The organism is Hamadaea sp. NPDC051192, from assembly GCF_040682475.1.
GTDB lineage: Bacteria > Actinomycetota > Actinomycetes > Mycobacteriales > Micromonosporaceae > Hamadaea > Hamadaea flava.
The window spans coordinates 1-20,017 of record NZ_JBFBAZ010000140.1 but is presented as its reverse complement, the minus strand read 5'-3'; the positions used below and the strand labels follow the sequence as shown (position 1 = coordinate 20,017).

The 20,017-nt window shown below is 70.5% G+C and carries 14 protein-coding genes and 1 pseudogene; 8 read left to right on the top strand and 7 right to left on the bottom strand.

Annotation, left to right across the window (positions count from 1 at the left end):
* A partial coding sequence (locus AB0M47_RS35415) for an AAA family ATPase (RefSeq protein WP_363421943.1) occupies positions 1-1,823 on the top strand: 1,823 nt, incomplete at its 5' end.
* Between the two features lie 45 nt (positions 1,824-1,868).
* Here AB0M47_RS35415 and AB0M47_RS35410 read toward each other — a convergent pair.
* Together AB0M47_RS35410 and AB0M47_RS35405 are read right to left on the bottom strand one after the other, a co-directional pair.
* Positions 1,869-3,194, bottom strand: a pseudogene (locus tag AB0M47_RS35410) (M14 family metallopeptidase); the annotation flags it as partial.
* Between the two features lie 221 nt (positions 3,195-3,415).
* Positions 3,416-6,163, bottom strand: coding sequence for a cellulose binding domain-containing protein (locus tag AB0M47_RS35405; protein WP_363421941.1), 2,748 nt, complete (start codon positions 6,161-6,163; stop codon positions 3,416-3,418).
* 506 nt (positions 6,164-6,669) lie between these two features.
* Here AB0M47_RS35405 and AB0M47_RS35400 point away from each other — a divergent pair.
* Positions 6,670-7,365, top strand: a complete 696-nt coding sequence (locus AB0M47_RS35400) for a hypothetical protein (protein WP_363421939.1) — start codon at positions 6,670-6,672, stop codon at positions 7,363-7,365.
* Here AB0M47_RS35400 and AB0M47_RS35395 read toward each other — a convergent pair.
* The gene (locus tag AB0M47_RS35395) at positions 7,362-8,114 is read right to left on the bottom strand and encodes a tyrosine-protein phosphatase (RefSeq protein WP_363421937.1); all 753 of its coding nucleotides are present in this window, start codon (positions 8,112-8,114) and stop codon (positions 7,362-7,364) included. The genes AB0M47_RS35400 and AB0M47_RS35395 overlap by 4 nt on opposite strands.
* Positions 8,115-8,151: 37 nt before the next feature.
* Here AB0M47_RS35395 and AB0M47_RS35390 point away from each other — a divergent pair, with 37 nt between their 5' ends.
* On the top strand, positions 8,152-8,877 hold the full coding sequence (locus AB0M47_RS35390) for a GNAT family N-acetyltransferase (protein WP_363421935.1): 726 nt from the start codon (positions 8,152-8,154) through the stop codon (positions 8,875-8,877).
* Between the two features lie 4 nt (positions 8,878-8,881).
* Here AB0M47_RS35390 and ribA read toward each other — a convergent pair whose 3' ends face one another.
* Positions 8,882-9,505 (bottom strand): GTP cyclohydrolase II, encoded by a 624-nt coding sequence (gene ribA / locus AB0M47_RS35385; protein ID WP_363421933.1) that lies wholly within the window; start codon positions 9,503-9,505, stop codon positions 8,882-8,884.
* A gap of 58 nt (positions 9,506-9,563) precedes the next feature.
* Between ribA and AB0M47_RS35380 the strand changes: the two genes are divergently transcribed.
* Together AB0M47_RS35380 and AB0M47_RS35375 are read left to right on the top strand one after the other, a co-directional pair.
* Complete coding sequence (locus tag AB0M47_RS35380; protein ID WP_363421930.1) at positions 9,564-10,049, top strand: MarR family transcriptional regulator; 486 nt, start codon at positions 9,564-9,566, stop codon at positions 10,047-10,049.
* A 131-nt stretch (positions 10,050-10,180) separates the two neighbouring features.
* The gene (locus AB0M47_RS35375; protein WP_363421928.1) at positions 10,181-11,611 is read left to right on the top strand and encodes an SDR family NAD(P)-dependent oxidoreductase; all 1,431 of its coding nucleotides are present in this window, start codon (positions 10,181-10,183) and stop codon (positions 11,609-11,611) included.
* A 26-nt stretch (positions 11,612-11,637) separates the two neighbouring features.
* Here the strand turns inward: AB0M47_RS35375 and AB0M47_RS35370 are convergent, their stop codons facing one another.
* Together AB0M47_RS35370 and AB0M47_RS35365 are read right to left on the bottom strand one after the other, a co-directional pair.
* Positions 11,638-12,468, bottom strand: a complete 831-nt coding sequence (locus AB0M47_RS35370; RefSeq protein WP_363421926.1) for a bifunctional 5,10-methylenetetrahydrofolate dehydrogenase/5,10-methenyltetrahydrofolate cyclohydrolase — start codon at positions 12,466-12,468, stop codon at positions 11,638-11,640.
* Positions 12,465-13,094, bottom strand: a complete 630-nt coding sequence (locus AB0M47_RS35365) for a cyclodeaminase/cyclohydrolase family protein (RefSeq protein WP_363421925.1) — start codon at positions 13,092-13,094, stop codon at positions 12,465-12,467. The genes AB0M47_RS35370 and AB0M47_RS35365 overlap by 4 nt, the downstream gene beginning before the upstream one ends.
* Positions 13,095-13,153: 59 nt before the next feature.
* Between AB0M47_RS35365 and AB0M47_RS35360 the strand changes: the two genes are divergently transcribed.
* Both AB0M47_RS35360 and AB0M47_RS35355 read left to right on the top strand, forming a co-directional pair.
* Positions 13,154-16,162, top strand: a complete 3,009-nt coding sequence (locus AB0M47_RS35360; RefSeq protein ID WP_363421923.1) for a BTAD domain-containing putative transcriptional regulator — start codon at positions 13,154-13,156, stop codon at positions 16,160-16,162.
* Positions 16,163-16,366: 204 nt separating this feature from the next.
* On the top strand, positions 16,367-17,128 hold the full coding sequence (locus AB0M47_RS35355; RefSeq protein WP_253761335.1) for an aldolase/citrate lyase family protein: 762 nt from the start codon (positions 16,367-16,369) through the stop codon (positions 17,126-17,128).
* Here AB0M47_RS35355 and AB0M47_RS35350 read toward each other — a convergent pair.
* Entirely contained in the window at positions 17,009-18,694 is a 1,686-nt protein-coding gene (locus AB0M47_RS35350; RefSeq protein ID WP_363421920.1) for an FAD-dependent monooxygenase, read from the bottom strand. The genes AB0M47_RS35355 and AB0M47_RS35350 overlap by 120 nt on opposite strands.
* Before the next feature lie 172 nt (positions 18,695-18,866).
* Here AB0M47_RS35350 and AB0M47_RS35345 point away from each other — a divergent pair, with 172 nt between their 5' ends.
* Positions 18,867-19,889 (top strand): hypothetical protein, encoded by a 1,023-nt coding sequence (locus AB0M47_RS35345; RefSeq protein ID WP_363421918.1) that lies wholly within the window; start codon positions 18,867-18,869, stop codon positions 19,887-19,889.
* Positions 19,890-20,017: the final 128 nt, after the last annotated feature.

The following is a 20,017-nucleotide window of genomic DNA, read 5'->3' as shown; positions in this document are numbered from 1 at the left end:
TGGGCCGCATCGGCATCCGCGAGGACGGCAGCACCGACCTCGACCCGCAGCCCGCCGACGAGGTCGAGCCCTTGGTCATCGACTGGCGGGCGCCGGCCGCCGAACCGTTCTACCGGGCTACCGCGGCGCACCCGCTCGGCGTGGTACGCCGCCGGATGATCCAGTCCTCGGGCGAGAAGGTCACCGGCGTCGAGGACGACCTGCTGGACCCCGAAGGCGCGCCGCCCGGCATGACGGTCATCGGCGACGGAGCCCTGCTGGCGGCGCTGGCCAAGGCCAAGGGCACCGGCATGCGCGACATCGTCGCCACCATCCAGCAGGAGCAGGACGTCGCCATCCGGGCGCCCGGCAGCGGGGTCACCGTCGTCGAGGGCGGCCCCGGCACCGGCAAGACCGCCGTCGCCCTGCATCGCGCGGCGTACCTGCTCTATTACGACCGTGCCCGGTTCGCCGGCGGCGGCGTACTGATCGTCGGCCCCTCCCCCGTCTTCGTCTCCTACATCTCCGCCGTCCTGCCGTCCCTCGGCGAGGAGAGCGCCACCCTGAAGTCGCTCGGCGAGCTGGTCGAGGGCGTACGCGCGACGCGGGAGGAGACCGCCGAGGTCCACGCGATCAAGGGCTCCCTGCGGATGCGCCGGGTGCTGCGGCGAGCCACCGAGGACGCCGTTCCGGGGCAGCCCCAGGGGCTGCGGATGCGCTTTCGGGGCGACTGGCTCGAGCTGCCCGCCCGTCAGGTCGAGCAGCTGCGCCGCCAGATCGTCCGGGGCCAGCGACGCAACGAGATCCGGGCCAAGGCGTTCGGGGCGATCCTCGACAGGCTCTGGGAGCAGGCGAAGTCGCGGCTGCCCGGCTGGGAGCAGTCCCGGTTCGACGAGGAGCTGACGGAGAACGAGGAGTTCCGCACGTTCCTCAAGCGCTGGTGGCCCCGGCTGCGCCCGATCGACGTGCTGGCCTGGCTGGCCGACCCCAAGCGCCTGGCCTGGTACGCCGAGGGCACGCTGAGCCGCTCCGAGCAGGCGCGGCTGGCCGCCTCGATCCGGCCGGACGACCTGTCGGTGGACGACGTCGCGCTGCTGGACGAGATCGACGGGCTGATCGGCCGGCCGCCGGTGGCCCGCCGCAAGGCCGCCACGGGCTACCGGGTGCTGGGCGTACGCACCCAGGGCGGCGAGCGCGGTCTGGTGGACCGGTCGGACTATCGCGACTACGCGCACGTCATCGTGGACGAGTCGCAGGACGTGACGCCGATGCAGTGGCGGATGATCGGGCGGCGGGGCCAGGTGGCCAGCTGGACGATCGTCGGCGACCCGGCGCAGACCGCCTGGACCGGCGACGCCACGGAACCGGCTCGCGCCCGCGACTCGGCGTTGGGCAGCCGCCAGCGGCACGCGTTCAGCCTCACCACGAACTACCGGAACCCGGCGGAGATCTTCGCCGTGGCGGCGGCCGAGATCCGGCGGATCGCACCGAATCTGCCGCTGCCCAAGGCGGTCCGCTCCACGGGGGTGGAACCCGTCCAGGTCACCGTGCCGCGAAGCGAGCTGCGGCCGACGGTCGAAGCCGCGGTCGCGCAGCTGCTCGACGAGGTCGACGGGACGGTCGGCGTGATCACGCCGGAGGCGTCCACTCGGGACACGGTCGCGGCCTGGCTGCCGGAGTCGGCGCGGCTGCAGGTCGTCACCGGGTTGGCGGCCAAGGGCATGGAGTACGACGGGGTGCTGGTGGTGGAGCCCCGGCGGCTCCGGGAGCTGTCCGGCGCCCGGACCCTCTACGTCGCCCTGTCCCGTGCCACGCAACGGCTGACGACGGTCGAACTCGCGTGACGGGTGGGGCCCGCGGCCCCACCCGCTCTCGGGGAACTCAGATCAGCAGTAGGTCGCCTGCTTGCCGATGACCCGGTAGGGGCAGTCGGCGTACGAGACGAGGAGCAGCACGGCCGTCCGGTTGCGGGTCGTCTGGGTGACGATCTGCTCGTCCGGCGGGTAGAAGCCGCCGCCGCTGCCGGACGCGCCGGGATACATCTCGAAGGTGTACGAGAAGATGTGGTGCGCGTTCCACATCCAGTCGATGATGATGCCGTCGGCGATGTAGAGGTCGCTGGCCTGCTCCGGGGTGTACCCGTTGAGGGCGGCCATCTGCTGGCCGAGGGTGGCGAAGGTGTTCCGCACGTCGGTCGTGACGGTGTTGGTGACGTCGGTCGTGGTGTACCCGTACGGCCACAGCACCAGCTGCGAGTAGGTGTGGAAGTCGATGTTCACCTTGATCTGCTGTACGCCGCCCACGACCCGGCTGTTCACGAAGTTGCGCAGGTTCGCAGTCTCCGGGGCGGAGAACGCCGACGGCCCGCGGTAGGTCGCCGAGGAGGTGCTGCCGGACGAGCCGCCGCAGCAGCCCCACTGGTACGACCAGTTCCGGTTGAGGTCGGTGCCCACATTGGACGAACCGCTGTTGGGCTGGCGGTTCTTGCGCCACGACCGGTAGGAGCCGGTGGCGATGTCGTACTCCCCGCCGTCCGGGTTCATGTCCGGCACGATCCAGATCTCGCGGGTGTTCACCCAGTTCGTGATCTCCGTGTCGGTGCCGTAGTTGTCGATGAACAGGTGCAGCAGGTAGAGCGCCATCTCGACGGTCAGGTGCTCCCGGGCGTGCTGGTGGGCGTTGAACAGCACCTCGGGTTCGGCCTCGTCGACGCCGACGTTGTCACTGATCTTGATCAGCGGCATGTCGCGGCCCTGGTACGAGGTCCCGATCGTGCTCTTGCTCGCGATCGCGGGCTTCGACGCGACCAGCGTGTTGATCTCGGCGACCATCTCGGCGTAGTTGTGGTAGCCGGAGTCCGCCGACGGGAAGTCCTGAGTGGTGACGCCACCGCCGGCCGAGGTCGGCTCGTCGCGTACGTCGGGGCTCACGAGGTAGCCGAGAGCCCGGATCTTCGCGACCTCGCTGGGGGTCGCGGTCACGTAGACCTTGCCGTCCTCGACGCCGTCGATCGCTGCGCCGGTCGCGGCGATCGCGTTGACGTCGGCGAAGTTCTTCGGGCCGACGACACGGAAGTACGCCGTCTCGGCGGCGCTCGGCAGGGGGCTGGGTGGCGCGGGAGCGGCCGTCGCCGGCACGACGAGCACCGCCACTGCCGCGGCGGTGAGCACTGCTAGCAGGCGCCGCGTCCGGGTGGATCTCACTCGGGTCGTCATCGTCTTCCTCCGGGGGTCAGGTGGGGAAAACCGGTAGGTTGGCGCCTACATAGCCATGTATCGAAGATCGTGTCAATAGATAGATCTCTCTTTTAGCAGATCAGGATGATCGCCGACGGCGACTTGCCCGAACGGAGGATCTGGTTCGGAGGCAGACACGCGGGTGGCCCGGTCGGCGCGAGCGCCGGCCGGGCCACCGATTTTCGTCCCCCAGTCAGGTCTCAGGTAGCGGTACAGGTCAGCGTCGGAACGGCATTCGAGCTGGACCACGCTCCGTTGAAGCCGAAGCCGGCGGTGCCGCCGACGCCGATCGCGCCGTTGTAACTCAGGTTCGTCACGGTCACGTTGGCTCCGGACTGGGTGTAGTTGCCGTTCCACAACGAGCTGATCGTCTGCCCGTTGGCGAACGTCCACTTCACCGTCCAGGTGGTCGTGGCGGACGTGCCGGTGTTGGTCACCGTGACGTTCGCCCCGAAGCCGCCCGGCCACTGGCTCGAGATGGCATAGCTCGCCGAGCAGGCCTTGGCCGCCGTCGAGGTCGGCGACGCGCTCGAACTCGGCGAGGTGCTCGCGCTCGGCGACGTCGACGGCGAGGTGCTCGAACTCGGCGAGGTGGAGGCGGTCGGCGACGTCGACGAGGTCGGCGAGACCGACGGAGAGGTCGTGCTGACCCGGTCGGCGACGATGATGCCCCGGCCGTTGGTGCCGATGTAGACCCGGCCGAAGACCCGCGGGTCACCCGTCAGCGCTTCGCCGATGTTGCCGTACTGGTGCTGGTCGTCGTTGATCCGCAGCCAGGTCGCCCCGCCGTCGTACGAGGTGAAGATGCCCCGCACGTTGTCGATCTTCGCGACCGTGAACAGCGTCGGGTAGCCGGTGGCCGTGGCCGACTTGCCGAACCCGATGTTGTTCGCCTCCTGCACGTTGGACAGCTTGGTGAAGCTGGCCCCCGAGTTGGTGGAGTGCCACAACCCGTACGCCCCGGTCGTGTCGCCGCCGGCGAGCCAGATGTCGCCCTCGCGCCCGGCGACGGCCTTGAAGCGTACCGAGCCGACGGTGGGCAGACCGCTGGTGACGGTCGCGGTGAACGACTGCCCGCCGTTGGTGCTCACGTAGAACGTGCCGTTGGCGAAGGCGTAGAACTTGCTGGAGTTGACCCGGTCCGAGGCGACTCGGGCGCCCGAGGGCACCCCGCTCGACGACGACCACGAGCTGCCGCCGCCGTAGCTGACGGCCGCGCCGGCCGGCGCCCACACGATCGAGTTGCCGTTGGCGGCGACCGCCACCGAGCCGCCGCCGGTCACGCCGGACGGCTCCTGGCCCTGGTACCAGTTCGCGCCGTTGTCGCTGGAGATGCCGATGCGGTTGACGTTGGGGTTGGCCGTCTTGTCGACGTTGCCCACGCGTACCACGTAGTTGGGGTTCAGCTCGGCGAAGTCCAGGCTCGTCGTGGACGAGAACACCGGCGAGGTGAACATCATCGACGGTACGGCGTCGAGGTTCGTGTGCCGGAAGCCGTTGATGTCACCGAGTCCGCTGAGCAGGTTGGCCCCGCTCGGCGGGCTGATCAGGTCGAGGACGGCCGTCTCCTCCAGGCCCTTGGCCATCACCTTGATGTTGATCTGACCGCCGGAGTCCCAGGTGGTCAGGTTCTCCGTGCCGTAGATCGTCGCGCCGGTGCCGTACATCAACCGGTTGGAGTTGAACGGGTCGATCTCCACCGACTCGTTCATCCAGCCCAGCTTCGGCGAGACCTCGGGCAGCGACGGGCTGTTGCCGAAGGTCAGCCAGGGCGCGGCCGAGATGTCCTGGGTGTACCGGAAGCTGCGGCTCGGGTAGCTGGTCCAGTCCCAGATCTTCGTCCAGGTCGCGCCGGAGTCCGTGCTGCGCCACATGATCATGTCGGGCCACCAGGAGATCTGGGACGCGACCATGATGGTCCCTGGGTGCTGCCGGTCGATCGTCAGGCCGGCGTACCCGAAGTAGTCGTCCGAGCTGCTGGACAGGACCGGGCTGATCTGCGTCCACGCGCCGGTGGTGATGTTGTACTTCCACACGTCGCCCTTGGCCCCGTCGTAGGGGCCGCCGGTGTCGCTGGTCGCGATGTACAGCAGGTGGTTCACCGGGTCCAGGACGCCCTTGTGCGCGATGTAGCCGGTGGGCTGCCCGGCGATGCGCGACCAGGTCACGCCGCCGTCGGTGCTGCGGTAGACCGTGTTGTCCTTGTCCGCGACGCCGACGTAGATGCCCTGGGTGGTGTTGCCCGAGGTCCCGGTGCTCTTGTCGAAGGTCACCCAGGCGATGCCCTGGTTGTCGCCGAGGTACGCGTCACCGGGCGACTGGACGTAGTTGCCCGGGTTCGGGAAGGCGGTCACCTTCGCCCAGGTCGCGCCGTAGTCGGTGCTCTTCCAGAGCCCGTTGCCGCTGGGCGCGCCCAGGTACAGGACGCTGTTCTTGTTCGGGTCGATGGCCAGCCGCTCCCCCATGCCCCGGCCCGGCATGTTGCCGCCGAGCTTGAACGGCAGCGCGGTGGTCGCCCACGTCGCACCCTTGTCGGTGGAGCGCAGGATCGCGCCGTTGTTGGGGTCCCAGCTGTTGGTGTACATGCCGGCCGCGACGTACACCCGGTTCGGGTCGACGGCGTCGGTGGCCAGGCTGACCACGCCGTTGTAGCCCCAGTTGGTGAACCCGACCCAGTCCAGCAGCGGGATCCACTTCGAGTTGGCCTGGTCCCACCGGTACGCCCCACCGATGTCGGTGCGGGCGTAGATCAGGTTGGCCTGGGACTGGTTGAAGATGATGCCGGGCACGAAACCGCCCCCGACCACCTGCGCGTTGCGGAACGAGTACGGGTCCGACCCGGCCGCGGCGGCCGGCGTGCCGGGCAGTACCTGCGTGACCACCGCGAGCCCGGCCGCGACGAGCGCGGCGGCTACAGCGGAGGCCAGACTTCGCTGCTTCCTGAGCATGAACGGGCTGTCCTCTCTCGACCTAGCCCGCGACCGGGGCGGCCGAGGGCGTGAAAAGGCAAGGCACAGCCCGAGGCACGTGTCCGTGGAGCGTCGCGTGCCGCGGGTGTGGGCGCCCGCGCCGGGGCTACGGCGCGGTTACCCAGATTTCACAATCCCCGGGCACGAGTGTCAATAGTTTGGAGTGCCAACCAACTAGGTCCCGGTCACGGGGCCGGCGCGCCCGCTCGACCGCACCTTCGGGGGACCGAATGCGGTATTTCCACATTGGATAATCGAATCAGTGACGATTCCCCGAGGGCTCGAATGCGTTGCGTAGCAAGCACCCCGGTTGCCATTACCGCATTTGAATGGCGGTCCGGCAAAGGTCTAATGTGCCCCTTGAAAGCCGTAACCCCGGCAGTATGCCGAAAGGCAGGGGTCACCGGGGTCTTCGAACATGTTGAAGGCCCGGTGGCTTGCCTAAGGCAGAGGTCATCCGGGCCGTCTGAAAGAAAGGCTAGCGCATGGAATTTGACCGGTCAAGCTCGATTCATCTTGGCAAACTCCGGCGTGGTTTCTCCTCGCCCAGGATCGCGCCATATGATCTTCTGGCGGCGAACGACGCCCTACGAAGCCTCGATCTGTACGAGTGGAACACCGCAGTCAGCGCGGCATGTTACGCAACGTTGCAGGGAGTCGAGATCGCACTGCGCAACACGGTGCACGACCAGCTGACGGGTTATCACCTCCGCCGGGGGCTGCCCCAGCCCTGGGTGGACGATCCCCTTCGTCTCCTCGACGCGCGGCGCCATGCCGACCTGCGGCAGGCCCGCCAAAGACTGCAGATCCAGGGCTATCCGGCCGAGCCCGACCGCATCGTCGCGGCGCTCTCCTTCGGGTTCTGGAACTACCTGCTGTCCGGCCGGTACGAGCACACGCTTTGGACCCCAGCCCTCCGCCTGGGCTTTCCACATCTGACTCCGCCGCGACGGCACGCGCTCGCCTACCCGGTGAGCCGCTTGCACCGCTTACGCAACCGGCTGGCGCATCACGAGCCGGTGCACGGCCGCGACCTCGCGCGCGATCACGAGGACATGCTGTTCGTCCTCGGCTCCATCAGCCCGACGATGCGGGCGTGGGCGGAGGGGAACAGTGCTCTGCCGGGCGTACTCGGGGTTCGGCCGGCGCCCGTGCGGATCCCGCTACCTCGATGCCCCTAGGCCTCGGCCAGGTAGATCGACCGCAAGGCCTGGACCTGCCCCTCGGTCAGGCCATGAAGCTCCAGATAGGACTGCACCGAACCGTACTCCGCACGTAGTTCGGTCAGGAAGGTCAGGATGACCTCGGGCGGCGTCACGTCCAGATAGGGCAGCAGATCCTTGGCGTCCGGGCGTACGGTGCGGAACCAGGTCATGAACCGCCGCGTCGCCTGCTCGGTGAAGTGGTAGTCCGCCGCGATCGTCTCGTCGGGCACGCCCAGCAGGTCTTCGACGAACGCGATGATGATGCCCGTCCGGTCCCGCCCGCCCAGACAGTGGACCGCCGCCGGGACGGCCGCCGGGTCCGCGAGCAGGCCGATCGTGCGGGCGATGTGCGTACCGGAGGTCTTGGCCGCCTCGTGGTAACGCGCGATGAGGTAGGCCGCCGGTCCGTCCACTTCAGAATAGTCTTCGTCGCGCCACGCGGGATTGTTCAGCGGCACGTTGTGCCAGCTCGAACAGGACCAGCCCGGTGCACGGCCGCCGTGTCGCTCGATCTCCGCGGGCTGTCGCAGATCGATGATGGTACGCACACCCAGCGCACCGAATCGGTCCCGGTCGGCCGGGGGCAACGCCTCGTCGGCGAGTACGCCGAGATTGTCGCTGCGGTAGAGCAGACCGGGCCGGATGGCGCGCCCGTCGCGGGTGGTCAGCCCGCCGAGGTCGCGCAGATTGAAGACGCGGGGGAAGTCGATGAACTCCAGGGGCACCCGGTCAGGGTAACCGAGCCAAGTTACCCTCTAGTTCATGATCACCCCCACCCTGACCAGCCGTTCCGAGTTCCTGGCCGTCACCGGAGACCACCCGTTCGTCGCTTTGTACAGCAGTGAACGGCTTTCGGCGTACCAGGGAGAGAATGCCTGGGTGTGGGTGTCGGATGGGCCCTGGGGAGCGCTGACCGTGGGGCTGGGTGACGGGGCCGCGGCGCTGGACCTGCTCGCGGAGCTGCAGGCGGCGGGCCTGGCTGAGGGCGGCCGGCTGCACGCGCCCCGGGTGCCGCGCGAGGCGGTGCTGGAGCGGTTCGCCGCGCACCAGTTCGGCGAGTGGGACCAGATGTGGTCGACGACGCCGCCGCCCGCCACGAAGGGCGAGGAGCTGGTGGAGTGGCTGCCGGCCGAGGCCGCACCCGACATCGACAAGCTGCTGGACGAGTCGTTGCCGGACAGCAGCGTGCGCCCCGGCAAGGTCGGGGTACGCGACTGGTACGGCATCCGCGAGGACGACCGGTTGGTCGCGGTGGCCGCCGATCGGAGCGCGAACGGCGTCGGTCTGGTGGCCGGCATCGCCGTAGCCCCCGACCAGCAGGGCCGGGGGCTGGGTGCGGCGGTGACGGTGGCCACGACGCGGCGGCTCCTCAGCCGGTACGCGACGGTCTCGCTGGCGGTGATGTCGGACAACGAGCGCGCGATCAGGCTGTACGACCGACTGGGTTACACGTCCGCCGTCGCGCGGACGTCGTTCGACCTGACCTGACGCGTCAGAAGACCAGGGTGTGCTTGGTGTGGTCGACCTTCGCCCGCAGGTAGCGCGCGTTCGAGGTGGACAGGTGGACCTGGGTCGGCAGCGTCTCGTCGACCGTGATCCCCGCCTCCTCCAGCTGGGCGACCTTGTCGGGGTTGTTCGTCAGCAGCTTGATCTTGGTCGCGTCCAGCGCCGCCAGCATCTGGGCGGCGGCGGTGTAGTCGCGCTCGTCGTCGCCGTGGCCGAGCGCCCGGTTCGCGGCGTACGTGTCGAGGCCGGCGTCCTGGAGGGCGTACGCGTCGAGCTTGGCGTACAGGCCGATTCCCCGGCCTTCCTGCCGCAGGTAGAGGAGGAATCCGCCGGTCTGCGCGATGTGCTCGACCGCCTCCCGCAGCTGCGGACCGCAGTCGCAGCGCTCGGAGCCGAAGACGTCGCCGGTCAGGCACTCGGAGTGCGGGCGGACCAGCGGGATCGGGTTGTCGCGGTAGTCGCCGAGCCCGATCGCGAGGTGCTCCTTGCCGTCGACCAGGCCGGTGAAGGTGAAGACGTCCGCCGTGGTGGTGTAACCATCCGGGAAGCGGAACGGCACCTTCACCTGGGTCCGGATCTCGGCCGCCGGTGCTTGAACCTTCAAACTCATGGCGTGAAGCGTACCTCTGATTGTTTAACTTTCAAGAAGACGAGGTAGACTGGGGTCTATGACGATCACCACACCACGGTGGCTCACCCCTGCGGAGGATCAAGCCTGGCGCGCCTGGCTCCAGGCCTCCGAGCTGCTCGAGGACCACCTCGATCAGCAGCTCCAACGCGACAGCGGCATCCCGCACGTCTACTACAGCCTGCTCGCCTGGCTCTCCGAGGCGCCCGACCGGCAGATGCGGATGACCGAGCTGGCCGAGCAGTCCAAGATCACCCGAAGCCGCCTCTCCCACGCCATCTCGCGGCTCGAAGAGCGCGGCTGGGTCGCGCGGACGAGTTGCCCCTCGGACAAGCGGGGACAGATCGCGCAGCTGACCGAGGAGGGGATGGCCTTCCTCGAGAAGGCGGCCCCCGGTCATGTCGAGGCGGTCCGCGCCGCCGTCTTCGACGCCCTCACCCCCGACCAGGTACGCGCGTTCGGCGACGCCTGTGCGGCCATCGCCGCCCGGCTCCACGCCGGGACCGCCGTGCCCTGGCATCGCTGACGGTTCTTCCCACTCGACTCTGATCTCCGGAAGGTGGCCTACCCTTCCGGGGTCAGGTGGCGTACGTCATGCTCCGGAGATCACCGGTCGCCCCACACGAGACGCGGCGCCGGTCCGGCTACAGTTCTCCGGTGACACAGATCGACCCCGACCGCCTCAAGCTGGCGCTGGAGGTGCTGGCCGAACTCGACGAGCTGCCCGTCGACCACCCGGACGTGGAGGCGGCCCGCCGAGCGACCGCCCGCCTCTACAAGATGGTGAAACAACGCAAGCGCCAAGATCGGCGTGCCGCGGTGACCGCGAACGACCGCGCCGTCACCGAGGCCACCGCGACCGGTGCGCCCGGCCGGATCGACGACGAGACCGCCGGAGTGTTCGGGCTGACCTCGCCGACGCAGGACTCCGTCACCGCCGGCACGTTGTTGCGGGCGCGGTCCTGCTACACCTGCAAGCAGCGGTACACCACGGTGGACTCGTTCTATCACCAGCTCTGCCCGAACTGCGCCCAGCTCAACCGGGAGCGCCGGGACGCCCATGCCGACCTGACCGGCAAGCGCGCGCTGCTCACCGGCGGCCGGGCGAAGATCGGCATGTACATCGCGCTGCGCCTGCTTCGTGACGGTGCGCACACCACCATCACCACCCGGTTCCCGGCCGACGCCGTACGCCGGTTCTCGGCCATGCCCGACAGCGCCGACTGGCTGCACCGACTGCGGATCGTCGGCATCGACCTCCGCGACCCGGCCCAGGTCGCCGCGCTCGCCGACGACGTCGCCGCCCAGGGCCCGCTGGAGATCTTGATCAACAACGCCGCCCAGACGGTACGCCGCAGCGCCGGGTCGTACTCGCAGCTCGTGACGGCCGAGTCGGAGCCGCTGCCGACCGGTCCGCTGCCCGAGCTGGTCACCTTCGGGCACAGCCTGGAGCGCAACCCCGCCGCCATGATCACCAGTGGCCGGCAGAAGCTCACCGGCGAGGACGTGGCCGCGCTGGCGCTGCTCAGCGGGTCGGCCTCACCGGCCCGGATCGCCGACGGGACCGCCATCGACGCCGGCGGCCTGGTCCCCGACCTCGCCCGCGAGAACAGCTGGTCCCAGGTCATCCACGAGGTCGGTCCGCTGGAGCTGCTCGAAGTGCAGCTGTGCAACGTGACCGCGCCGTTCGTCCTCATCAGCCGGTTGCGGGCGGCGATGGCGGCGTCCACGGCCCGCCGGAAGTACGTCGTGAACGTCTCCGCGATGGAAGGCAAGTTCACCCGCGGCTACAAGGGCCCCGGCCATCCGCATACCAACATGGCCAAGGCCGCCCTGAACATGCTGACCCGCACGAGCGCGTCGGAGATGTTCCAGTCCGACGGCATCCTGATGACCAGTGTGGACACCGGCTGGATCACCGACGAGCGGCCGCACCCGCAGAAGATGCGGCTCGCCGACGAAGGCTTCCACGCCCCGCTCGACCTCGTCGACGGCGCGGCCCGGGTGTACGACCCGATCGTGCGCGGCGAGGCCGGCGAGGACGTGTACGGCTGCTTCCTGAAGGACTACTACCCCACCGAGTGGTGACGCCTTCGCGTGGCCCTTTCGCGTGATCAGTCAGAGGTGGCCGCGTCCAGGGTTTGGGCCAGTAGCAGCATCGTGGTGACCGGGCCGACGCCGCCCGGCACCGGGGTCAACGCCCCGGCGGTGGTCACCGCCGGATCCACGTCGCCGGTCAGCCCGCCGTCCGCGGTCGGATTGGTGCCGACGTCGATCACCACCGCGCCGGGCTTGATGTGGTCCGCTCCGATGAGGTGCGCCCGGCCGACCGCCGCCACCAGCACGTCGGCCTGCCGGCAGACGGCCGCCAGGTCACGCGTACGCGAATGCGCCACCGTCACGGTCGCGTTCTGGGCGAGGAGCAGCAGCGCGGCCGGTTTTCCGACCACAGTGGAGCGTCCGACGACGGTCGCGGCCACGCCCTCCAGCGGCACGTTCTCCGCCAGCAGCAGCTCCAGCACGGCACGTGCCGTCGCCGGGGCGTACGCGGGCAGCCCAGCCGCCAGCCGGCCGAGGCTCGCGGGATTCGCCCCGTCGACGTCCTTCGCGACCGGGATGTGCTCGCCGACCTGGTCGAGCGTCACCCCGTCGGGCAACGGGGTCTGGCAGATCAACCCGTGTACGCCGGGATCGGCGCCCAGTTCGGCCAGCGTACCGGCGACGTCGTCCCCGGCCGGCCGGTCGAGGGTGACGATCCGGCAGGTCACGCCCACCTTCTCGGCGGTACGCGCGATGCTGCGCACGTACCAGGCGGTCGCCTCGTCGTCGGTGGGGACGACGACCGCGAGCGTCGGGTCGACCCCCTGCGACCGCAGTTCGGCCGCCCGCGCGGTGACCTGCTCGCCCAACCGGGCGGCGTGCGCCTTCCCGTCGATCAGCCTCACGACGCCGCCCCGCCGATCCGGGCGCGGACGGTGGCGGTGATCCGATCGGCGCGGCCCACCGCGCTCAGGTAGCCGGCCAGCTCGGCGTCGAGCGCCGCCGCCACCGAGCGGTCGGTCAGCGCCGTCGTGTTGACCTCGACGTTCACGGCGGCCGAGGAGAGCGCCGCCCGGGCCGCGTCGGCAGCGACCGCCACATCGGAGAGGACGTTGACGTTGGCTCCATCCAGGATGGACTCGGCCAGCTCGATGACCTCTGCCGCGACGGCGGCGAGCCGCAGCGGCACCCGGGCCGCCCCGCCGAGCGCCTGCTGGATCGCGGCGCTACGGCCGGCCTTCTCCGTGTCGGTCGCCTTGGGCAGCCGGTACGCCTCGATGACCGCGCCGAAGGCGGCCTCGTCGGCGTCGGCCAACTCTGTCGCGAGTCTTCGCAGGTGGGCAGCCCGTTCGCGGGCGGCCGCCATAACGGTTTCGTGGTCGGCGTACCGGGGATTGCCGATGGTCAACTCGGTCACCATGCCCACGAGGGCGGCGCCCGTGGCGGCCATCAGCGCGGCCGCCGCGCCACCGCCCGGGGTCGGCTCGCCGGACGCCAGGTCACCCAGCCATTCGGAGATCGTCTGCTGCACGGTTCCAGCATCCCAGATCTCCGGTGACCAACCGGCCAGGCCTCGCTACTCTCGGCTGCGTGGAACAGGTCGAGGTCCGAATTCTCGGGCCTGTGCGCATCGCGGGCGGCGACGGGGTGAACCCGGTCGCCAGTCTGCGCGCACGGGCGGTGCTGGCCACCCTGGCTCTGCGGCACGACCAGGTCGTCTCGGCCGATGAACTCGTGGAGGCGGCGTGGGGCGGCAGCGCGCCCCGGACGGCCGCCAATCAGGTGCAGATCGCGATCTTCCGGCTCCGCCAGGCGCTCACCGGCGCCGGAGCCGATCCGCAGGCCGCCATCGTCACCCACCCGCACGGGTATCAGCTCGACAGCTCGATCGTCGGCCTCGACCTCATCGCCTTCCAATTGCTCGCGCGCGCCGCCGAGCAGGCCGCCGGGCTCGGCGATTGGGCCGCCGCCGCGAGGCAGTACGAGGACGCGCTGCGCATCTGGCAAGGGCACGCCTGCCAGGACGTCGACTCGGTCCACCTCGCCGAGGCCGTGTCGGGGTTGGCCCAGGATCGCCGGGAGGCGGCCGAACGGCTGGCCGCGGTCGAGGTGCTGCTCGACCGGCCGGCCGCCGCCCGGATCGCCCGCCTGCTGACCGACGACCCGCTGCGGGAACGGCTCTGGTACCTGCTGATCCTGGGCCACGCCCGCAGCGGTCGCCAGGCCCAGGCCCTCGACGAGTACCACCGGGCTCGCCGGACGCTCGTCCGGGAACTGGGCCTCGAACCGGGGTCCGCCCTGCGGGAGCTGGAGCAGCAGGTGCTGCACGGCCGGCTCGACGAGGCGTCCGAGGTGGTACGCCGCTGGCTGCGCGGACCCGCGCCGGACACCCCGACCGGGGTGTGGCAGATCCCCGCCGACATCCCGGACTTCACCGGGCGTACGGCCGAGGTGGACCGGATCTCGGCGCTTCTGCGGGCGGAGAACGATCATCCGTCCGTGGTCTGCGTCGCCGGGCTGGGCGGCATGGGCAAGACCACCCTCGCCGTACGCGTCGCCCGGGGCCTGCAAAGCCGCTTCCCCGATGGCTGCGTCTTCTTCGACCTGCGCGGGACGGACACGCACGCGCCGGACGCCACGGACGTGACGGCCTCCCTTCTCCGCGCGATCGGGGTTCCCGGCGAGGCCGTCCCGGCGAACGCCGAGGAGCGGACCGGCCGGCTCCGCGCCGAACTGACCGGCCGCCGGCTGCTGCTGGTGATGGACAACGCCCGGGACGAGGGCCAGGTCAGGCCGCTGATCCCGCCGGACGGCGGCAGTGCGCTGCTCGTGACCGGGCGGCGCCTGCTGGGCGGGCTTGAGGGCGCTCATCTGCTGGACCTGGACGTGTTGCCGGACCAGGACGCGTTGCGCCTCTTGGGATCGCTGGCCGGGGTCTCCCGGATCGAGGCGGAGGTCGCCGACGCCGCCCGGCTGGTCCGGCTGTGCGGTGGGCTGCCGCTCGCGGTCCGGATCGCGGGCGTACGCCTGGCGCGGCGGCCGTCGACGCCGATCAGCCGGCTGACCGAGCGGCTCGCCGACGAGCAGTCCCGGCTCGACGAGCTGGCCTTCGGGGATCGGGAGGTGCGAGCCGCCTTCTCGGTCAGCCACGGCCGGCTCGAAGCGCGGGCTGCGACTCTCTTGCGCCGCCTGGGTCTGCTACCTCGGCCGGAGGCGCCGAGCTGGGTGGCCGCCGCGCTGATCGACGGGTCGGCGGCGGAGGCGGAGCGGATCGCTCAGCGCCTCGTCGACGCGTCGCTCGTCGTCGAACGCGACGACGGCGAGGACCTGCGTTATCGCCTGCACGACCTGGTCCACCTGTACGCCCGGGAGCAGGCCGACGACGGCGAGGACGAGACCGCGCTGCGCCACGCGTACGCGGCGATGGTGACCGCTGCGCTCGGAGCTGCGATCGGCCTGCCGACCCGGATCCTCCCGTACGACGTTCCAGCGGACGCGCCACGATGGGAACACCCGGAGAAGTGGTTCGAGGAGAACGAGGCACTCTTCTTCGCGGCGATCCGGGACGCCGCCGCCCGGAAATGGTGGCCGGAGGCGGTCGGACTCCATACGGCGATGTCCGACTACGTGACGAAGCAGGCGTACGCCTCGGAATGGGAGGCGATCGGGACGACGCTGCTCCGGTCGATCCCCCCGGCCGACCCAGGTCGCATCGATCTACTGGGGACCATGGGTCTTCAGGCGTACGCCCGCGGCCGCAACCTCGAAGCCATCCCGCTGCTCCGGCAGGCCCGGCGGCAGCACGCCGCCCGCGGGCAGGCTGCCTGGGCCGCCGTCATCGCCGGGCAGCTCGCCGCCGCCCTGCGGCGACTGGGTCAATGGCGGCTCGTCGACGCGGCGATGGACTGGGCCGCCGCCCGGCTGCCCGAGAACCGCTATCCAGCGCAGGCGGCACGGCTCCTGCTGGGCCGGGGCAACGCCATCATGGAGCGGTTCGGCGACCATGCCGAAGGACTGCGCACGCTGGACCGGGCTCGGAAGTTGGCCCGGGCGGGCGGCGACGTCGACGCGATGACCAACATCCTCGGCTCGCTCGGGCTCATGCTCCGGCGTGAGGGCCGGCTCGCCGAGGCGCGCGAGAACCTGGAGGAGGCCGCCGTCCTCGCCGAGCAGATCGGTTCGCACATCGGCGCGTGCATTCTGGGGGCGTACCTGACTCGCGTGCTGGTGGATCTCGGCGAGCCGGATGCCGCGGCGGCAGCGGCCGAGCGGTCCGTGCGGCGCGGGGTGGAAGCACAGAATGCTCGGGCGCTGCGTGAGGCGTACAGCGCTTCGGGGTACGCCGCCTACTCCCGGGGCGACTACGAGTTGGCCGCCACGCACCTCATCGAGGCCGTCGACCTCGCCCGGACGACCGGGCTGCTCGGCTTGGGTGGCGCGTTGTTCCAGCTCGCCAAGACCCGGCTCGCCCAGAACGAGGAGAAGGACGCGCTGGCGCATGCCGAGGAGGCGGAACGCGTCTACCGCGGGCTCGACCGGCCGGAGGCCGACCTGATCGTCGCCTGGCTGGCGTCGTGGCGGCCGACCGGCGGTCGATGAAGCGAGTCCGTGCGTCCCGCGACGGTCGATAAAGGCGAGGCCGTGGCGTCCCACCAGTGGTCGATGAGAAGACGTGACCGCGCCCCAAGGTCGATAAAGCGTGGCTAAAGGGCGGCTGGGCAGGATAGGTGTCGGCAGCGGAGCTGCCGGGGCAGGTCGCCACGTCAAACGGGGGCGTGGCGGCCGCCCCGTAAAGTCGAAACGGTGCGCGACAACATCTTTCAGGACCGGTTGCGGGCCGGCGGCCCGGCGTACGGGGTCTGGTTGAGCCTGCCCAGTCCGGCCGCCGCTCGTCAGCTCGCCCGTGTCGGGGCCGACTTCCTCGTCGTCGACGCGGAGCACGGTCCCATGGGGGCCGAGACGATGACCGCGATGGTCGCCGCCATCGCCGACGCGGGTGGCTGCGCGGTCGTCCGGATCGCGGAGAACACCACCGAGAACGTCAAACGCGCCCTCGACGCGGGGGCCGCGGCGGTGATCGGCCCGATGATCGACACTCCCGAGGAGGCGGCCGCACTGGTCGCCGCGGCCAAGTTCCCGCCGATCGGGCGGCGCAGTCTGGGCAGCGCGTGGGCCGGACTGGCCTTCGACACGACGTTGCCCGGGTACTTCGCCGAGGCCAACACGAAGACCCTCGTCATCGCTCAGATCGAGAGCGCCACCGCTCTGTCGAATGTGGAGGCCATCGCCGCGGTGCCGGGCCTCGACGGCCTGTTCGTCGGCCCGGTCGATCTGGCCGTCTCGCTCGGGCTCACGCCCGCGCCGGAGAATCCCGAGCTGGCCGGCCCGCTCGCGGCGATCCGGCAGGCGGCGGCCAGGCACCGCCTGCCGGTGGGCATCTACTGCTCAGACTCCCGGGCGGCGATCGACCGGGTCCAGTCCGGCTTCCAGTTCGTCAACGTCGCCTCGGACCTGGCCGCGTTGTTGCGGGAGGTGCGGTGGCACGTCGGCCAGGTGCGTCCCTGACGGTCCGCGCATCTCCATGATCTCCAGAAGGGTACGCACAGCGCCGGGGCCCGCGTTCCGGCGGCGCGCTGCGAGGTGCCCGTCCGGCCGGACGAGATAGAGCGTGCCCGGCCGGGCGGCGTACGCCTGAGCGAGGTCGCCGGAGTCGGCCGGGTCGATCGTGATCAGCCGGCACGGGACCTGCCCGGGTCGAGCGGGCAGCCAGGTGTCGTGGTGCTCGCCGGTGAACCACAGCGCCACCCAGTCGCGCCCCAGATGGTGCCGAAGCCGGGTGGCCCGGCCCTGGATGACGCAGTCGCCGTCGGGCACCTTGCCGCCCAGGTCCGGTGCCCCCCGCCACTGCCGGGCCGGGCCGTCGTCGGCGAGCACGATGGCGGAGACGGCGTACCGGTAGGGCTCGCTCATACGTCCACTGTCGACCCAGCGGGCAGCGCGCTTCCAGCGGGCGGCCAGACGCAGGACGATCTCCCGCCGCAACCACTGCCACCGCGTACGCGGAGCCATGAACCGCATGGTCGCCGAGACGACCTGCCGATTGTGCTCCTGCGCCGCCCACCTTTCGTCCTGATAGGACTCCAGCAGCGACTCCGGCGCGTAACCGTGCAGCACGGCGGCCAATTTCCAGCCGAGGTTCTCGACGTCCTGCACCGCGCCGTTCATGCCACGTGCCCCGAACGGAGCCACGAGATGACCGGCGTCGCCGAGGAAGAAGACCCGCCGATGCCGCAGCCGGGTCAGCAGCCGCTGATGGAACCGGTAGTCGCTCAACCAGACGAGGTCGTAGTCGACGTCCCGGCCGGCGACCGCGGTCAGCAGCGTACGGATGCGGGCGTCCATCCGGTCCGGCGCGGTCTCGGCGTCGACGTCGACGTCCGCCCCGAGCTGCCAGTCGATGCGCCACACCCCGAACGGCTGCGGATGGATGAGCACCGTGTTGCCGGGATGCGCCGGATGATCGAAGTAGAACCGGGGCTCCGGCGGCAGGTCCAGCTCGGCGCGGATGTCCGCGATGAGGAACCGGTCCGGGAAGGTCTGCCCCGGGAAGTCCAGCCCCAACGCCCGGCGGACCGAACTCCGCGCGCCGTCGCAGGCCAGCACGTACGCCGCCGGTGCGCTGTGCGTACCAGTCTGATCCTGAATCTGAACAGTGACCTGACGGCGGTCCTGGCGCACCGCGGTGACGCGATGGCCGGGCCGCAGCTCGATCAGGGGGTGCGCGCGGGCCGCCGCGAGCAGATGGTGTTCGGTGCGGTACTGCTGAAGGTTGAGGAAGGTCGGCAGGCCGCCCTCGGCCGGGGGCAGAACCTGGGTGAGGATCTCGCGAGTGCCGAGGAAGGTACGCCGCGTCCGCCACGCGACGCCCTCCGCGAGCATCGGGCCCGCGCACCCGAGGCGCTCCCAGACGGAAAGCGCCGTGCGATGGACGGCGATGGCCCGCGAACCGGTCTCGGCCGCGGAACTCAGGTCGCCGGAGTCGATGAGAATGGTCGGGATGCCGTGGTTGGCCAGCTCCAGTGCCGCCGTCAGGCCCGTCGGCCCCGCTCCTACGATAATGACGGTGTCCACGTTGGCCAGAGTGCCCACGGAAAGCGGCTAGCGCCCAGATAGTCACGGATATCCGACTCTTGCCCTGAGGTTATCCACAGGGCGGACATCCAGTGTTTGCCGAGGTTGCCCCACGGTGTCAGGATCTTGACCGATCGGGCCCGACCGGCGGCCCGCGGATCTGGGGAGACCAATGCGCAGAAGGACCCTGCTGGGCAGCACCGCCGCGGCCGGAGTCGTCGCCGCGACCGGCGGCACGGTGGCCGGCGCGCTCGTCGCCGCCGAACCGGCCGCCGCCGCGGAATACCTGGTGGCCACGACCGAGCAGAAGACGAACGACGTCCTCGTGTTCAGCCACTCGACCACCTCGTGGACCGACTCCAACGTGCGCTGGCGCTGGTCGGCGCCGTCCGGGTCGACCTGGACGAACCTGTCCGACGTCAAGCGCCGCCCCACCGCGGCCTGGGGCGACGTCGTGCTGGTGACCGCGTCCGGCACCGCCTCGGCGGGCGGCAAGGCGGCGATGATCGACCAGAGTTCGAAGAGCGTCGTCTGGAGCGCCACCGTGCCGGGCAACCCGCACGCCGTCGAGCGCATCAAGAACTACGGCGCGATCGTCGTGGCGTCCTCGCGGGCCCGGCAGTACAGCAGCTCGTTCGTCGACGGCGGCGGCCTGAGCCTGTTCATCCCGTCGAGCAACGGCGGCAAGCCGGGCACGTCCTACAGCGGCTCGGTGAAATACGGCTTCGAGGGCGCGCACGGCGTGCTCTACGACACCACCAGCGGGCTGCTGCTGGCCGTCGGCAAGGGCGAGCTGCGGGCGTACCACCTCGTCGTGAACAGCAGCGGGCACCTGACGGGGCTGAAGCTCGCCTGCAAGACGACGTTCTCCGGCACCGGGCACGACCTGCAGCCCGACTACGCCTCCGGCAAGTTCTTCTACACCGTCGGCGGCACCGGCGCGAACCACGGCGTCTGGGAGGTCAGCCTGCTGTACGCCGGCTCGAGCTGGGTGTTCAGCGGCAAGAAGCGGATCAGCACCTCCACCTACGTCAAGGCGTACGGGAGCCTGCCGAACGGCGTGCGGTTCTACGTCGACGCGCCCAGCGAAAGCCAGTACTGGACGACGTCGGTCGGCTTCTCCAGCGGCGGAGCCGGCAAGCGTACGGGTGCGAAGTTCTACAAGGCCCGCTACTGGACCACCGCCTTCGTCTAACCCGCCCACCCCCGTCCCCCTTCTCCCCCCTTCTCCCCCCACCCCCGCCCACCCCCGCCCACCCCCGCCCACCCCCGCCCACCCCCGCCCACCCCTGCCCCACCCCCGTCTCTCCCCGTTGATCATGG

What these genes read in the sequence shown, in the direction of transcription:
- AB0M47_RS35405 (WP_363421941.1), bottom strand. Translation starts at nt 6,163, where the DNA reads ATGCTCAGGAAGCAGCGAAGTCTGGCCTCCGCTGTAGCCGCCGCGCTC.
- AB0M47_RS35400 (WP_363421939.1), top strand. Translation starts at nt 6,670, where the DNA reads ATGGAATTTGACCGGTCAAGCTCGATTCATCTTGGCAAACTCCGGCGT.
- AB0M47_RS35390 (WP_363421935.1), top strand. Translation starts at nt 8,152, where the DNA reads ATGATCACCCCCACCCTGACCAGCCGTTCCGAGTTCCTGGCCGTCACC.
- ribA (WP_363421933.1), bottom strand. Translation starts at nt 9,505, where the DNA reads ATGAGTTTGAAGGTTCAAGCACCGGCGGCCGAGATCCGGACCCAGGTG.
- AB0M47_RS35380 (WP_363421930.1), top strand. Translation starts at nt 9,564, where the DNA reads ATGACGATCACCACACCACGGTGGCTCACCCCTGCGGAGGATCAAGCC.
- AB0M47_RS35345 (WP_363421918.1), top strand. Translation starts at nt 18,867, where the DNA reads ATGCGCAGAAGGACCCTGCTGGGCAGCACCGCCGCGGCCGGAGTCGTC.